Origin of the sequence: Dyadobacter sp. LHD-138, from assembly GCF_030929615.1 — a bacterium.
Lineage (GTDB): Bacteria > Bacteroidota > Bacteroidia > Cytophagales > Spirosomataceae > Dyadobacter.
This window is the reverse complement of record NZ_JAVFVU010000034.1, coordinates 74,110-90,033: the sequence shown is the minus strand read 5'-3', so window position 1 is coordinate 90,033 and position 15,924 is coordinate 74,110. Positions and strand designations below refer to the sequence as shown.

Annotated in this window: 10 protein-coding genes; 2 read left to right on the top strand and 8 right to left on the bottom strand. The window is 44.4% G+C overall.

Going from position 1 to position 15,924, the window contains the following annotated elements; all coding sequences use genetic code 11:
• Positions 1-119: 119 nt before the first annotated feature.
• The 7 genes from RB622_RS22975 to RB622_RS22945 form a co-directional block, all read right to left on the bottom strand.
• The gene (locus tag RB622_RS22975; RefSeq protein WP_308049046.1) at positions 120-1,556 is read right to left on the bottom strand and encodes an amino acid permease; all 1,437 of its coding nucleotides are present in this window, start codon (positions 1,554-1,556) and stop codon (positions 120-122) included.
• 251 nt (positions 1,557-1,807) lie between these two features.
• Positions 1,808-3,067, bottom strand: a complete 1,260-nt coding sequence (locus RB622_RS22970; protein ID WP_308049045.1) for an FAD-dependent oxidoreductase — start codon at positions 3,065-3,067, stop codon at positions 1,808-1,810.
• A 143-nt stretch (positions 3,068-3,210) separates the two neighbouring features.
• Positions 3,211-4,209 (bottom strand): 4-hydroxyproline epimerase, encoded by a 999-nt coding sequence (locus RB622_RS22965; RefSeq protein ID WP_308049044.1) that lies wholly within the window; start codon positions 4,207-4,209, stop codon positions 3,211-3,213.
• 97 nt (positions 4,210-4,306) lie between these two features.
• Positions 4,307-5,806, bottom strand: coding sequence for an aldehyde dehydrogenase (NADP(+)) (locus RB622_RS22960; RefSeq protein ID WP_308049043.1), 1,500 nt, complete (start codon positions 5,804-5,806; stop codon positions 4,307-4,309).
• A gap of 192 nt (positions 5,807-5,998) precedes the next feature.
• Positions 5,999-6,937 carry a dihydrodipicolinate synthase family protein gene (locus RB622_RS22955; protein ID WP_308049042.1) on the bottom strand — a complete coding sequence of 313 codons (939 nt, stop codon included), beginning with the start codon at positions 6,935-6,937 and terminating at the stop codon, positions 5,999-6,001.
• Between the two features lie 230 nt (positions 6,938-7,167).
• Positions 7,168-9,111, bottom strand: coding sequence for a DUF3857 domain-containing transglutaminase family protein (locus RB622_RS22950; protein ID WP_308049041.1), 1,944 nt, complete (start codon positions 9,109-9,111; stop codon positions 7,168-7,170).
• Between the two features lie 11 nt (positions 9,112-9,122).
• Positions 9,123-11,183, bottom strand: a complete 2,061-nt coding sequence (locus RB622_RS22945; protein ID WP_308049040.1) for a transglutaminase domain-containing protein — start codon at positions 11,181-11,183, stop codon at positions 9,123-9,125.
• Positions 11,184-11,391: 208 nt separating this feature from the next.
• On the opposite strand from RB622_RS22945, the gene RB622_RS22940 reads away from it, so the two are divergent.
• A complete protein-coding gene (locus RB622_RS22940; protein ID WP_308049039.1) occupies positions 11,392-12,486 on the top strand; it encodes a Gfo/Idh/MocA family oxidoreductase in 1,095 nt (364 codons plus the stop codon).
• A gap of 82 nt (positions 12,487-12,568) precedes the next feature.
• On the opposite strand, the gene RB622_RS22935 is transcribed toward RB622_RS22940, so the two are convergent.
• The gene (locus RB622_RS22935) at positions 12,569-14,695 is read right to left on the bottom strand and encodes a T9SS type A sorting domain-containing protein (RefSeq protein ID WP_308049038.1); all 2,127 of its coding nucleotides are present in this window, start codon (positions 14,693-14,695) and stop codon (positions 12,569-12,571) included.
• 501 nt (positions 14,696-15,196) lie between these two features.
• Between RB622_RS22935 and RB622_RS22930 the strand changes: the two genes are divergently transcribed.
• Positions 15,197-15,808: a sigma-70 family RNA polymerase sigma factor gene (locus RB622_RS22930; RefSeq protein WP_308049037.1), complete on the top strand. Its 612-nt coding sequence runs from the start codon at positions 15,197-15,199 to the stop codon at positions 15,806-15,808.
• Positions 15,809-15,924 lie beyond the last annotated feature (116 nt).

Sequence of the window (15,924 nt, the reverse complement as noted above, 5' to 3'; positions counted from 1 at the left end):
AGTCGACACAATTGTACTTTCCCGATACGCCGCACCCAATCGTAAATTAAAACTCCCCAATCCAATCCTGGAAATATGAGCCAAGGAGATCGATTGGAGAATTTTCAAGGAAGGCCTAACTAGTTATCACCAGCTACAATTTCTTTTTTCGCAATCAGGTAATAAACCGGAATACCCAATAATACGATGATCAATCCTGGCCAGGTATACTCAGGTTTAAAAATGATAAGCAGTACACAAAAGGCAATTCCCATCACGATATAAATAATCGGCAAAAACGGATAACCGAAAGCTTTGTAAGGTCTGTCTGCGTTGGGTCTCTTTTTACGTAATATAAAAATTCCGATGATCGTCAGCATATAAAACACAACCACAACAAACGAAATCATATCCAGAAGATTTCCATATTTCCCGCTTAAACTCCAAAGCGAGGCAATAACACATTGGATCCAAAGGCCAAATTCAGGAACTGAATTCTTGTTCAGCTGCCCAACTTTTTTGAAAAATAAACCATCCTTAGCCATCGAATAGTAAACACGGGCACCGGACATAATCAATCCGTTGTTACAGCCAAAGGTCGAAACCATGATCATAATGGCGATAATGACCGTTCCTGAATTCCCAAATATCACGTGCGATGCCGCTACTGCCACACGGTCTTTATCGGCTGATGCAATTTCAGGCAATGACAGAACGCCGGTATACATCACGTTGGTCATTACATAAATAACCGTTACGATGATTGTTCCCAATGCCAGACTTAACCCGATGTTACGCTGCGGATTCTTGATTTCTCCTGCAATGAAAGTTACATTATTCCAGGAATCACTGCTAAAAATAGAACCTACCATCGAAGCGGCAATGGCTCCGAATGCAGCAAACGTTGTGTAAGATTCGATGCTTCCGTCGAGACTGAGTTTGTGCAAATCCCACATGGACGCAGCATCCCAGTTGACGCTCCATATTTCCGGTTTCATGAAAAGCAAACCAAAAACGATAAGCCCAAGCAAACTTAACAGTTTTGCAAGGGTGAAAGTCGTCTGAATGATCTTACCGCTGTTGACACCACGTGTATTGATAAACGTCAGAAAAACAATGACGACAATGGAGAGTAATTGTGCCGGTGTTATCTGAAGGAATCCGAGATCAATTGCTACGAGATCTTCACTAAAAACGGGTAACAAATAGGCCGTAAACTTCGCAAACGCCACAGCAACGGCCGCAATGGTGGCGGTCTGGATTACTGTAAAAAAGCTCCATCCATATAAAAAGCTGATCAGCGGGTTGTAAGCCTCTTTCAGATAAACATATTGCCCGCCTGCTTTCGGAAACATCGCACTCAGCTCACCATAACTTAACGCTGCCGTCAAGGTCATGAACCCCGTAATAAGCCATACGAACATCAGCCAGCCCACACTGCCGGTATTCCGCGTGATGTCCGCGCTGACAATAAAAATCCCTGAGCCGATCATACTACCAGCGACTAACATGGTGGCATCTACAAGGCCCAGGGACGGTTTAAAAGAAATATTTTCTGACGTACTTTCTTGTGACATATAAGGGTTAGATTTACTTAGGCATATTTAACAGGTGAAAGCTACAATATTATTTCAGAACTTTAAAACTTCAATTTCTTTTAAAAGCGCCACGATCGGTATTAATAAAATTCTAACTATTATTTATTATCAGAATATTGTTTTAGTGAATAACAGATTGATAAAACTTTACACAAGCATCTTTCCATTGTACAACAAGTAACCATAAAAGAAAAATAAGCTATTAATGCACTTTTAGCGTTACCGTATTGTTAGTTATATCGCTGCGGATCATAAATCGAGATGTCCACCGAAGTGTTGCTTCGGTCAGCAAGCTCGGCGACAATTTTACCTGTGCCCGGCCCCAGACTTACGCCCATCATACCATGTCCACCGGCCACGATCAGGTTTTTCAGCTTTTGGCTGTATCCCAGATAAGGCAGTCCGTCCGGTGAGCAGGGCCTGAAGCCGTACCAGATATCCTTCACTTTTGGCAGCGCAGTTTTTAAATCAGAATAATATTCAGGTATCGAATTTACAATCCCCTCCACACGGTTCATGTTAACTTTGTCATTTACCGGCGCAATCTCCATGGTTCCGCCAAAGCGCACCTGCCCGTTCATGGGCGTTACCGCCACCCTTGCTTCAATCAGCAGTGAGGGATGGATGATCTTATGTACATCGTTCCGCTCCATAAATGAATACCCTTTTCCGGGCATCACGGGAATGGTCAGCCCGGCCAGCTTCGCAAGCTCAGGAAGCCAGGTGCCGCCGGTCATCACCACAAGATCGCCTTGCACATCACCGGTTGATGTTTTAACGGCCTTAACTTCGCCGTTCTGGATATTAAAACCGGTTACGCCGCTGTTCGTTTTAATTTCACCACCATTTTTTTCAACATAGCTGATCAGCTGCGGAATCAATGCGTTGGGATATAAATGTGCGTCACAACGGTAATGAACGGCTCCGATCACATCAAGATTCGCATGGGGTTCCAGCGCCTGAACTTGCTCCTTATCCAGGATATCGACATCCAGCCCCAATTTCTGCGCATCACGTCCCACATGGATTTCTTCTTCTCCGGCTTTTTCCGTCTTGTAAAGCATCAGGATTCCTTTGGTTTCCAGGCCAAAATCAAAACCGGGTTCGTTTGCAAGATCTTTGTACAACTGCCGACTGAACAAATGATAATCACGAAGATAGGGAGCAACGTACTCAACATGACTGGCAGTGGCACTTTTCATGAATTTCAACCCCCAGGAAATCAACGAGAAATCCAGCGAGGGTTTTACATAAAAAGGGCTGTGGCTGTTGAACATCCATTTGATTCCCTTCGAAATCATACCCGGAGCTGCCAGGGGAATAAAGTGACTGGGAACAATCATGCCGGCGTTTCCGTAGGAACAGTTGTTTGTCATATCACCCTTATCCAAAACCGTCACTTTCCACCCGCTCTTCAAAAGATAATAGGCGGAGGCCAATCCCATAATACCTCCACCGATGATTACAACTTTTCCTTTTTGTTTGTCCATAGCTTTTAGCTAATAGCCGTTAGCGTTGCGCTTTGGCTACCGGTTTAATGGTTAGTTGTTAATTATTAATTGTACAGTTATTGTTGTAAAGTAAATCAGATGATTACGAAAGCTAAAAGCCAACAACTAACAGCCAAAAGGTCCTAAATTACCTGGAAGCCGTACGCATACGGGTCCTCGTCGTCAATGATGATGGTGTTATACCCTGTCACCATCGCCCAGCCTTCAATGCCCGGGATGATCGCCGGTTTATCGCCAATCGTAACCTCATCTTCGACGGTTCCAATAAATTTGGATCCGATGATACTTTCATGAATAAACTGATCGCCTTTTTTGAGCTTGCCTTGGGCATGCCACTGTGCCATCCGCGCCGAAGTGCCCGTTCCGCATGGCGAGCGGTCAATAGCCTTATCGCCATAGAAAACGGCATTTCTGGCTGTGGACGTTGGATCTAATACTTCCCCGGCCCATAAAAAATGGCTCAATCCGTTGATATGCTCGTTTTCAGGATGAACGAACGTGTATTGCTCATTCATGCGTTTCCGGCAAACACGGCTCCAACTGATCAGCTGGTCTGCGGTATAATGTTCCAGTCCTTTGAAGTTTTCCTGTGGATCCACGATCGCGTAGAAATTTCCTCCGTAAGATACATCCACCGTCAATGTTCCCAGGTCAGGACATTCAATGGTCAGTTTTCCAGCTGCTAAAAATGATTTTATATTAACCAGTTTTACAGATTTTACTTTTTTCCCCTCCTGCACATATTCTACCAGTACAAGTCCTGCGGGTGTTTCCAGTCTCAGCTTTCCGGGAATTTTCGGTGTAACCAAACCTTCTTCGATGGCAATGGTTACCGTTCCAATTGTTCCATGTCCGCACATCGGAAGGCAGCCGCTTGTTTCGATATACAAAACGCCAATGTCATTTTCCGGATCAACGGGCGGATAGAGGATACTCCCGCTCATCATGTCGTGTCCGCGTGGTTCAAACATGAGTCCTTTTCTGATCCAGTCAAATTCCTTTAAAAAATGAAGCCTGCGCTCCATCATACTGTTACCTTGCAATAACGGCCCGCCTCCGGCAACCACTCTGACCGGGTTGCCGCAAGTATGGGCATCTATACAGAAAAAAGTTTTACGCATATATTATTGGCTTTCGACCGTCGGCAATCAGCTGTCGGCTTGGTGCCCCTGGCTTTTAATATTTTTTAAATACTTTGAAATGCTGGTGAAAAACACATTAACCGATGGCCGAAAGCTGATCGCCGACAGCCTCCTTCGTTTTTTCGTTATTCACCGTCCGCCATATATTTAGCGGATTGGCATTTTTCAATTCGTCTGGCAAAAACGCATCAGGCCAGTTCTGAAAACTCAACGGTCTTACAAAACGCTTAATGGCATCAGCACCAACAGATGTATAAGCACCATTGCTTGATGAAGGGAACGGCCCGCCATGATGCATGGATTTGGCAACTTCTACACCCGTCGGGAAATTGTTAAATAATATCCGTCCGCATTTGGTTTGTACCAATGAAACAATCTCTTCCTGGGCTTCAAGATCTTCATTTGTTGCAAAAAGTGAAATGGTCAGCTGCCCTTCCAGTTTTTCAGTCACGGCCAGCATTTCAGACACATCCTTGCATTGAACGATCAACGCAAACGGCCCGAATACCTCATGCAGCAACGCCGGATTGACGAGCAATTCGACACCCGCGACCGAAGCAACAGTTGGCAAACCCTGTCCGTGTCCAGCCTCCGTAGCTGAAACGGCCAATACTTCCACACCCGACTGACCAATTACCTTTTCACGGTTTTCGGCATAACCGGTTGCAATTTTTTCATTCAGCATGAAAGCGGGAGCGATTTTGACAATCTCTTCCTTCAAAGCCTCAATGAATTTATCCAGTTCTCCCCCTGCAATACCGATGACCAATCCAGGATTTGTACAAAACTGTCCAACACCCAGGGTCAACGATCCTGCATATTGTTTCGCCAGTTCCTGAGGCGCCGTTACGAGCTTGTTTGGTAACAAGAACAACGGATTCACACTACCCATTTCTGCAAAAACCGGTATCGGTTCAGCACGCTCATTCGCCAAATCAACCAGTGCCTTTCCGCCACGATAAGAACCCGTAAAGCCGACTGCTTTTATGAGCGGATGACTAACCAGCTGCTGTCCGGTTTCATAACCCGAACTGTATACGTGTGCAAAAGTCCCCTCCGGCATACCGCTTTTCACCACGGCACGGCTTATTGCGTCTGCCATAATTCCGGAAGTTTTTGGATGCCCTTCGTGCGCTTTTACAATAACAGGGCAACCCGCTGCAATAGCACTGGCCGTATCGCCACCGGCTGTTGAAAATGCAAATGGAAAATTACTCGCTCCAAAAACGGCAACAGGACCTAATGGAACTGCTGTTTTTCTTAGATCAGGTTTTGGAGGTGTACGTTCCGCATTGGCGGTGTCAATACTCGCGTCCAGCGAATCACCACGTTCCACGGCGTCGGCGTAACTTCTCCATTGAAAAATCGTCCTGCCTTTTTCACCAAGTAAACGGGCTTCCGGCAAGTGAGATTCCGCCTGGCCCGTCGTGATCAGTTCCGGACCAAGCGCCTCAATTTCGTCAGCAACGGTTCGCATGAAAGCGATTCGTCTGGCGAGCGGTAAATTTTTAATAATCAAAAAAGCTTCCTGTGCTTTCCCTACTAAATTATCTAATTCTTCTTTTGAAACATTCATATTTTGCAGCTTTTAGTGGTTAACTATCAGCAATTAAAGAATTATTTTTCAGTCCGTTTACTCTAAATTGATATTGCTTCGCTCATAACCTTCCATTGCTGGAAAATCAGGATGATACGTTTCACGTTTGACTCCATCAACACCTCCTTATACAGGAGGCTTCAATGGAGCCAAAATTTCATAATTTTACGATTATGCCACAGATGAATCCACGGTAAGATTCAGGTAATCCGGCAACACAGGCTGTGTTTCGATTGCTTTGTTAATAACGGCCAAAACACTTTCTTTTTCCGCACCTTCCAGAACCAGTCGCGGTGCTCTCACGAATTCCGACCCGATACCCATAAGTGTGGCGGCAAGTTTAATGTTCTGAACCAGTTTAGGGTGAATGTCCAATTCCAGAAGAGGAAGATACCATCTGTAAATGGCCAATGCTTCCTGATAACGTCCTGCCTTGACAAGATTAAAAATCGCAACGGTTTCTTTTGGGAAAGCATCCACCAAACCACCGACAACACCGTCAGCACCCAGCATCACTTCTTCCATGATCAGCGTATCCACGCCGCAGAAAACCTTGAAACGATCCCCAAAACGGTTGAAAATACGGGTTACGTTGCTGACATCCCGTGTCGATTCTTTGATCGCCTGAATATTCGGGTAGGCAGACAATTGCTCAAACATGTCAAGCGTCACTTCAATTTTATAATCAACCGGGTTGTTATAAATCATCAATGGCAACGAAGTATTTTTAGCGATCGTTGAAAAATACACGACCGTTTCGTTGTCGTCAGCTTTGTAACGCATCGGAGGCAACACCATCAATCCGTCCGCACCGATCGATTCAGCCTCTTTTGCAATACTAACCGCCTCGGCCGTAGATTGCTCGGCAATACACAAAACAACCGGAAGGCTTTTATCCAATGTTTTTCTCGCGAATTTCACCAGCTCATTTTTTTCCGCTCTTGTCAACGTACTGGCTTCGCCCAGTGAACCCGCTACGATAACGCCTGTAATCCCGGCTTCGACCTGAGCAAGAAGATTCTTTTCAAAAAGATCAAAATCGATTGTATCGTCCGCCGTAAATGGTGTTACGAGCGCAGGAAAAATGCCCTGCCATGATGCCTTGTTCATAATATATGTATTGATAAAATAAATGAATCTGATTTTCAACAAAGGTAAATGCTGAATTCCCCCGAAACATTTCAGGTATTAATCAATAATAAACAGATTTTAACATAAATGCAGCTGACCCATCGTCCGAAAACAATGAATCAACTGCAAAAGATATTTCCGGTAAATATATATTCGTTTTTTCTATTCAAACACGGTAAATAATTCCGGTTTCTTACAACCACGGGTTCCTAAATTTTGTTCTCAATAAAAACAACCTGAGCGCGGTCCGCTTTTCTCATCTTTTTTACGAAATCGATCCATTTGGGATAATCCGCGGCGGGGAAGCGTCCGCCTTTCAATGACAACTTTCGTGCGTAAGAAAGGGTATTGTTTTCATAAACCGTTTTCACACTGTAAGAACCAAAGGCAGATTCAACCTGAAAAGACGGAAGAGAAGATTCCGGCTTCATTTCCTTGGGAATGTCGAACGTTACACTGTCGGAGTCGGTCAGGTTAAAATCGGTAAGCGGTAAATAAAAGTCCTCTTTTCTTTCCTCCGTGTTGGCAGGAAGTTCGATGGACCGGGTCAGTAAATTCGGTTTTACAAACAACCGCGTGCCCGTTCTTGTTGCACAGTTACGTACCCTTAGATCAATTTTTTCTGAAATTACCGGGACATGATCTTTCCCTTTTTCAAACTCAAATTTTTCCAGCTCCATATCTGGCAATTCAAGATGGCTCAACAGCCATTTCCGCTGCTCCTCCTGATTATAGTTATGTAAAAGACTTTCCCGCGTTTCCTGCTGCAAACCGCCGTAAACCGTTTTGACCTGTAAATGACCATTTCCGTTCGCCTCCATTTTTACTTTAACCTGACGATTCCGGCTATTTTGCGACGAATCGTAGTAATGGGTCGTCACCAGTTTTCCACCCTCCGGCATAACCAGCAGCGCCTGCCTGTTACCGGTGAAAGAACCCATAAAATTGGCGGCAGTCGTTTGGCTTGTACACTCAAGCCACAGGGTATCTTTTTGCAGCATAACACAGGCGATCACGTGGTTGAACTGACTGCTCGGGAAATCAAGATTCATTTCTGGCTCGTCACCTGCCCTGATCAAGGCTGCATGAGCGGTTATCCCAGCCTGTTTCAGCGACGCGATCATAAAATTCGTCAACGCTTTACAATCGCCATAACCCTTGTTTGCTACGGTTGTTGCATCAATGGTCTGCCAGCCGCCAATACCCAGCTGAATACTCACATACCGGCTTCTCGACTGCATCCATTTATAAAGCAATAACACTTTTTCACGATCCGTTTTAGCATCCTTAATGATCGATTTAATCTCGACCACCGTGGCTGCGGGCAAGGCATCACGATCCTTATTTAAGGTGTAATAAAACTTACTTAAATCTTCCCAGCGGTTAAAATTCCCCGCGTACTCCTGAATTTCAAAATCCGATGGTGCCGTCAGAACCATGGGCAAATATTCATTATCGGGCAAAGGATAGGAAACCACCGACACCACCGGCTGATTTTTTAGTGTCCATTGATAAATCGGAGAACCATCCGTATCGGCCGACTTAACCGCCGCGGGCGCTCCGTTGTATTCCTTATATCTAAAGGTAAAACCAACCGGCGTCTTGATCTTATAGGATGAATACTCAACCGAAGTGTTTTGCCTGGCCCGCGGTTTCCATTTCGGGTAAAACATCATGTTCCGGTCCCGGATAGCATAGCTGAACTCAATGGTGTAAGGATATGCGTAACTCTTCTTGCCAAAATTTGCAATCCTCATCCGGGCATCGGAAATATCGTCACCTGCTGCGCCATAGCCAAAATCCTGTATATCGGCACCTTTCAGCTTTTTCACCTGCTTACCCGAGGCGTCATAAATAGCTCCGGACATGTCCGTTATTTTCGTGAATTTGTCATAGCTCACATACATCTGATTGTGGTCTTCTTCTCCTTTTTCATTCAAGATCGTGACTACAAAATGATGGTGTGATCTAGCTTCACTTTTCGAAAGAATCTCAAAATAATCTTCATCGGCCCGAATCACCACATTGGCATCCGTTAAAAGTGCCGGATTGATCTTACCAAAACTGAAATCGCTCTGCGCACGAACCTGGCTGGCAACAACGATACATAACAAAACCGGATAAACCCACCGACTTAAAACACTACTGATCATAACTAATTCGATTATTTCTTTTTCTTAATCACCAGCGTTTGCGTATGTTTCTGCACAATCCGGTCGTAAAATTCGCGAAGCACATCATATTCTTCGGCAGCAAATTTTGCTTTGTTGACCATGATCATACTGTTCACACTGATCACGTTTTCAACCTGTTTTACCTGATAGGCAAATCTCCCGGCTTTTTCCGGCAAGGTTATTATTTCCATTTTTGGCGTTTCTTCGAGGTAATAACCCTCCGGAAGTTTATAATTCCCGATAAAGGAAGACGAAAATCCACTTGTAAAATCAATCGGATAGATGCGGGTTAAGGCTTTAAAAGGATTTTCACCGACCCTTCCGACCAGCACAGGATTGAAATAAAGGATATCCGGCGAAGCGTTTTCGTTGTCTACTTCGAATTTACAATTCATTTCAACGGCGTCTCGCAATTTCTCCTTTTTGTTGCCGATTTTTACATTGTTAATCTCCCACTCCGGAAGCTGTTTCTTCAACTGATCGGCATAAACGTTGTCCGCTTCTGAAAGGTAATTTTCACGCCACCTCAATGCCTCGTATCCCGCAAGGGAAATCATGTAGTTGCCTTTCAGCGTTCCATCAGCAGGTGACAGTTCGGCGTCGATCATTTCCAGTTTTGAAAGCGTTGTTTTCGTGCTAAGGTCAACGAAATACCCATTTCCTTTGTCGGGTATAACCCTGCCAATTCCATTCAATGCATGTTCCGGCAATATCCCCGGATATCCATAACGCTGCGTTGCATCCAGCAAATATTCCTTTTCTCCGATTTTCGCACGGCTCACGACATAGTTAAAACCTTCGAGTAAAGGTATAGCCTCATAAACCTGGCCATGGGAACGCGTGCTTAACACCACCGGATCGCTGTCCAGATCCAGTTCCCGCAGCAGGCAGGTCAGCATCAGGTTTATATCACTTGCATTGCCTTTCTTATTCTCAAACGCCTTTTTTACGCCATCCCTGGATACAACGCCACCATTTTCGTCCCATTTTATATTTTGCTGAATATAAGCATACGCCATTTCCAGTTTCTCGGCAGGGTCGGAAGTCTTCTTGCTAATTTCCTCCTTGAGGTCCTTAATAAAGGAATATCTTTTTAACTGCCCACCAAAACCGGCACTCATCAGCAGTGTTTTATCAACATCTTCCCATTTATTAGAATAAGTTCGAACAATTTCTCCGGGTATACTCACACTCGCCAACTCAAAACTAATCTTCGACAGGTAATCGGAAGGCGTGGTAATGAACGATTCCTTTGAAAACGCAGGCGCATCCTTCATCACAAACCGGTAAGACATGCCATGCCCATCCAATTTAGAAAGTCCCATGCTGACGGACACTTCTTCTTTATCGGTGATATAAAGCGGCACATAACCGTTCATCGTAATCTTGTAGTACAGCGAATAAGGAATTGTGATTTTATACTCGCTCCACTTGAAAGGAATACTGCCCTGAAAAGTCCAGGTATCCGGTTTATCCTGATATTTAAGCGGTGTAGTTTTGGTATAGCAATATTCGATGATGGAGCCTTTCCGGACATTTTGCAAATTGAACTTGTAATTCCAGACCTTGTCAGAAACTTTCTCCCTGACGACTGACTTTCTGGGCAGCTGAATCGTCTCAATATTATTGCCATTCAGATTATAGGTATACCCCGAAATATCACTAATGGACTCTGTCTGATCAAAACTCCCCCCATCGCCAATCGGAATTGACACCGAAGCGCGGTCAAGGGCCGATTCTTTAAGAATTTTGATCCTTGTCCAGTATTTCATGGTCATCACAATACCCACCCGCTCAGTATAACTAAATCGTACTTCACCGTAATCATAAAGTGCAACTGCCTCGGCGGTACTGTCACCGGAATCGGCTGTCATATCCAGCGAGGCACGGTCAATCACACCAAGTTTAGGCTTAAAATCGACCCGGGCAGGGGCGGCGGCTTTCTGAGCCTGCGCGTCGGTCAAGATAAAATTGTGTAAAACAAAAATGCATACAAGCATCTTAGCTCCCATGATGATGGGAAGAGTCAACTTCTTAATATAATAAAGCATCTGAAAGAGGGAGTAATTTTGATGCAGTATGCAACCTTTAGTTCATTTAAAAAAACGTTTAGTATAATTTTTACACACTTTATTCACAAATACAATAAAACCGATTGACCTGCCTGAATCATCATTTTTTCCCTAAACGGATTTAAATCGCTAATTTTGGCGTTCATATTCCTAATCAACCCAATTCCATTAAACATTAACATTTCGTATGTCTGCTTCAGCTAATGAAAATCCATTGCGCGTCCTTGTGGTCGGCTGTGGTAATATGGGCGCATCCCATGCAATTGCTTACCAGTTATCGGATGGTTTCGAAATTTGCGGTATCGTCTCCACAGGAAAAAGCAAAGAAGTTTTGAATGAAAAACTTGGTGGCGGTTATGCACTTTTCAATGATTACGAAACTGCATTGAAGGAAACCAAACCTGATGCCGTCTGCATTTCTACCTACCCGGATACCCATGAAGCATTTGCCATTCTGGCTTTGCAGCAGGGGGCTCATGTATTCATAGAAAAACCTTTGGCCGCTTCGGTGGAAGGCGCCAGAAGAGTGGTGGCTGCTGCTAAAGAAGCCGGCAAAAAAGTTGTTGTAGGTTATATCCTGCGCCATCATCCGTCGTGGGAACGTTTTGTACAGGAGGCGCAAAATATTGGAAAACCTTTGGTGATGCGTATGAACCTGAATCAGCAAAGCCATGGCTATATGTGGACAGTTCACCGTAATCTGATGAAAAGTCTGAGCCCGATCGTGGACTGCGGCGTGCATTACATTGACGTGATGTGCCAGATGACCCGTTCAAAACCAATCCGTGTGAATGCGATCGGTGCAAGGTTGACCGAAGATATTCCGGCAGGAAACTATAACTACGGACAACTTCAGATCTGGTTTGAAGATGGATCCGTGGGTTGGTACGAAGCTGGTTGGGGCCCCATGATCAGCGAAACTGCTTTTTTTGTGAAAGACGTGATTGGACCCAAAGGTTCCGTTTCCATTGTAGCAAAAGATGCAGGTGGTTCCGGAAAATCTTCTTCGGTAGAGGCGCATACCAAAACGGAATCGATCCGTATACACCATGCCGCTTTGAATGAAAAGGATGAATTTGTTCAGGAAGATTCATGGATTAACCTGGAAGACGAACCAGATCACCAGGAGCTTTGCAACCGCGAACAGGCCTATTTCCTAAAAGCAGTTAAAGAAGATATCGACCTTACTGATCACCTTCAGGACGCTGTAACGAGTTTACAAATTGCGTTTGCCTGTGACGAATCCGTTCGCAGCGGCGGAAAAGTGATTGACCTTGACTAAAAAAATCCGGAAGATTTTCTGGAAGAAATCCTGAAATAAACAGAAAACGGGTGTTCAATGCTGAGCACCCGTTTTCTGTTTCCTAGTGATTGATCACAATTTTGTGCGTTATCACTTGCCCGTCTGCCTTGGTTACCTTCACGCCATAAAGCCCATTTTGAAATTTGCCAACCAGAATCGGATCGTCAGATTTCAATTCAGAATAATATACCTTCTGCCCGCTGGTATTAACAATCTCAATATTTTTGATTGGTTCCCCGTCCTTGGTTTTGATCGTCAACTGTTCCATTACCGGATTGGGATAAAAAGATATCTCGGGACTGCCTGCAAACCGCACATTACGAATCCCGCTAAAGGCATAGGTTTGATCCTTATCAATCATTTTTAGCCGGTAATAATTATTGCCAGAAAACGGTTTTTCATCCTGAAAAGAATAATCACGAACACTGCTGCTTTCTCCCGAAGCAGAAACCTCACCGATTTTTGCCCAGTCCTTCGCATTTTGACTCCGTTGTATTTCAAAAAAGCTACTGTTGATCTCCGTGGTTGTTTTCCATTTCAGGGCGACCTGGCTTTCCGTATTTTCGGCTGTAAAACGGATTAACGTTACCGGCAATGTGGATAATGTTTTGAAAGACCGCTCTTCTGAAAAAGGAGACCCGGAAAACGCCGGATCAATTGCCTGCACGCCCCAGTAATACGTTTTATCAGGTATTAGTCCTGCCAAATCTGCCACCAGGGTTTGCTGTCCTCCCGCTTTCACGATCTTCCTGAATCCGTTGGCCTGATCTGCCATCGGGCCAACAATATTTTGGCCGCCGGGTGTATCACTCACATATAAATTATAGTTTAAACCCGTGGGTATTGTCTGAGTATCAAGTGCTGGCTGCCAGGTTAATTTGGCGCTCACATCCGTTACCGTAGCCGATAAGTCGGTGGGAGCCTCCGGAGACGTATTGGCCAGTACGGCCTGGTTACTATAAAGCTTACTGTCCTGCCCAAAACCGCCCAAACCGCCGACGGTAAACAAATCCAGTTTACCGTCGTTGTCAAAGTCAACCCAGGACGGTATAAAATCTGTTAATGTTGCCAGATAGGACGGAAGTTCCGGATTGCTAACAAAACCCGTGATTTCATTACCATACAACACGCTGGCCGATGTGCTTGAGCCTACCAGAAAAAGATCGCTGCGCCCGTCGTTATTATAGTCTCCCCAAAGGGCTTTGGTATACGCCTGGCCGATTACATCCGGGATTAACGTGTTCGTCACATCAACAAAACCGCCGGGTGTGTTATGGTAAAGTGCCGTAAAACCGCCCCCGTCCTCCGTTTGCCCGGTCGCTATCAGATCCAGTCTGCCGTCGTTGTCGTAATCACCCCAGGCAACCGATGCTACATAAAGTCCGGGAAGGCCGGGTAACAAGTCTGTGGCTTCAAGAAAGCCGACAGCATCATTAAGAAAAAGTTTGCTAAAAGGCCCTGTCGTATTCGTGTTACCGGTTATGAGCAGGTCCTTACGGCCATCGTTATTAACATCTCCCCAGGCCGTTGATGTATATTGTAATGCCGTAAGGGTTGGAAGCGTGCTAAACACGTCGACAAAACCTGCCGGTGTATTATGGTATAATTTGTTGACATCCAAAGGAAATCCCAAACCGGTCAGCAGCAAATCCAGCCGACCGTCGTTATCATAATCCACCCAGTCGATCGTTCCGAAGGCCAGTCCTGGCAGATCCGGTAAAACCATAGATGCATCAACAAAACCAGCCGGTGTATTCCGATACAGTTTACTAACAAAACCCGAAACATCGGCCCCGGTAAGCATCAGATCGAGCCGACCGTCGTTATCATAATCTCCCCAGGCCACCGAGCCAAATTGTACATTGGGCAAATTCGCAAATAAAGCAGACTGGTCCACAAAACCTGCCGGTGTATTCTGATAGAGAATACTTTTCACGCCCAGATTCATACTTCCGGTGACCATCAGATCCAGCCGCCCATCGTTGTCATAATCTCCCCAGGCCGTGGCACCGAAGGCGAAACCGGGTAAATTTTGAAATTGGTTTGTCGTGACATCCATAAAACCCTGGCCATAACTCTTTCCTGAAATCATCACGACGACAGCCAGCAAAAGTATCGAACAGGGTTTTGTAAAACTTGAGAAGGACCTACATTGAACATGACTAACTGAATTGACTACACGTTTCATAGATGAGGAATAAAGTTTATAAATCATAAGTTGAGTGGTACATCTGCGCCAACCTATTTTGATAACCAAACAGGCTGATTCAAAAAAATAAGTATAAACCGTATTAAATCCTTGCGGACCGCTTTCTGCTGTTCCCCCGCAGGAAAAGAAGTTCGTGAAGGAATACCAATATTTTGTAACCGATAAAAAATATATGGTATAATGCATTAAAACGTCCCTTCCTGAAAAGCTGACCTTTTGAATATCAATAATATACTATTAAGGTGTGATATCCAAGACCGCAGGAGAGATTACTATATGTTTTTGAGTTACTTACAGAAACTGGCCCGAACAACGGTTACTTAAAGACGTCCAGATTTTTTTTTGCAAACGTTTGCAACGCCGATTTAATCTTAAAATTAAAATACCATTTAAATATTCTATTTATTTATTATAATATTGCCATACGGAATAGACCTCTACAACTTTATTCCCCTATCCTGACTAACAACTGTAACATCTATGAGCACAAATAGGATTCAGTTTATGGAATTTAATGACGAGGAATTGTTCTCCGAAATTAAACTGGATAATCACCTTGCTTTTGAAGAACTGTACCGCCGGTATTTTTACAGGATTCTTAATGATGCCTACAAAAGACTTCGTGACCGCGATCAGTCGGAAGAACTAGTGCAGGAGCTTTTCGTGGCTATATGGTTCAAAAGACACCAGATCATAGTTGCTAAAACGTTTGATGCGTACATCCACACGTCTTTGCGCAATGCCGTGATCTCATTTTTCCGCAAGAATAACAAGGTAGCCGAATACCCGGCAGACTACGCCGAAAAAGAAACCGGGTATGCGACCTATGAAGAAATTGCCTACAACGATTTAAAAACGGCTTACGAGCAGAGTGTCTCCGACCTGCCGGAAAAATGCCGGAACGTATATGAGTTATTTGAAAGCGGGTTATCCATTCAGCAGATTGCCAGCGAAACCAACGTTTCTCCCAAGACCATCGAAAGTCATCTTTTAAAAGCACGGAATACAATCCGTCACCGGCTTCGTGATTATTCTATCTCCTGTATTTCCATGTTCCTGACTGCCTTCGAGCAATATATTGACCTGATTTAGGGCTTCCAATATTATCAAATAAAAAAATTTAATCTTTTTTCATCATTCCACTAAGGTGTTGAGCCTTTCGGTACGTCCTAGTACAAAAGTTAATATTTTGCACTAAATCAATTTAT

Excerpts from the sequence above, each read along its gene's own strand:
- RB622_RS22975 (WP_308049046.1), bottom strand. The coding sequence starts at position 1,556 with ATGTCACAAGAAAGTACGTCAGAAAATATTTCTTTTAAACCGTCCCTG.
- RB622_RS22945 (WP_308049040.1), bottom strand. The coding sequence starts at position 11,183 with ATGCTTTATTATATTAAGAAGTTGACTCTTCCCATCATCATGGGAGCT.
- RB622_RS22940 (WP_308049039.1), top strand. The coding sequence starts at position 11,392 with ATGTCTGCTTCAGCTAATGAAAATCCATTGCGCGTCCTTGTGGTCGGC.
- RB622_RS22965 (WP_308049044.1), bottom strand. The coding sequence starts at position 4,209 with ATGCGTAAAACTTTTTTCTGTATAGATGCCCATACTTGCGGCAACCCG.
- RB622_RS22970 (WP_308049045.1), bottom strand. The coding sequence starts at position 3,067 with ATGGACAAACAAAAAGGAAAAGTTGTAATCATCGGTGGAGGTATTATG.
- RB622_RS22955 (WP_308049042.1), bottom strand. The coding sequence starts at position 6,937 with ATGAACAAGGCATCATGGCAGGGCATTTTTCCTGCGCTCGTAACACCA.
- RB622_RS22935 (WP_308049038.1), bottom strand. The coding sequence starts at position 14,695 with ATGAAACGTGTAGTCAATTCAGTTAGTCATGTTCAATGTAGGTCCTTC.
- RB622_RS22950 (WP_308049041.1), bottom strand. The coding sequence starts at position 9,111 with ATGATCAGTAGTGTTTTAAGTCGGTGGGTTTATCCGGTTTTGTTATGT.
- RB622_RS22960 (WP_308049043.1), bottom strand. The coding sequence starts at position 5,806 with ATGAATGTTTCAAAAGAAGAATTAGATAATTTAGTAGGGAAAGCACAG.
- RB622_RS22930 (WP_308049037.1), top strand. The coding sequence starts at position 15,197 with ATGAGCACAAATAGGATTCAGTTTATGGAATTTAATGACGAGGAATTG.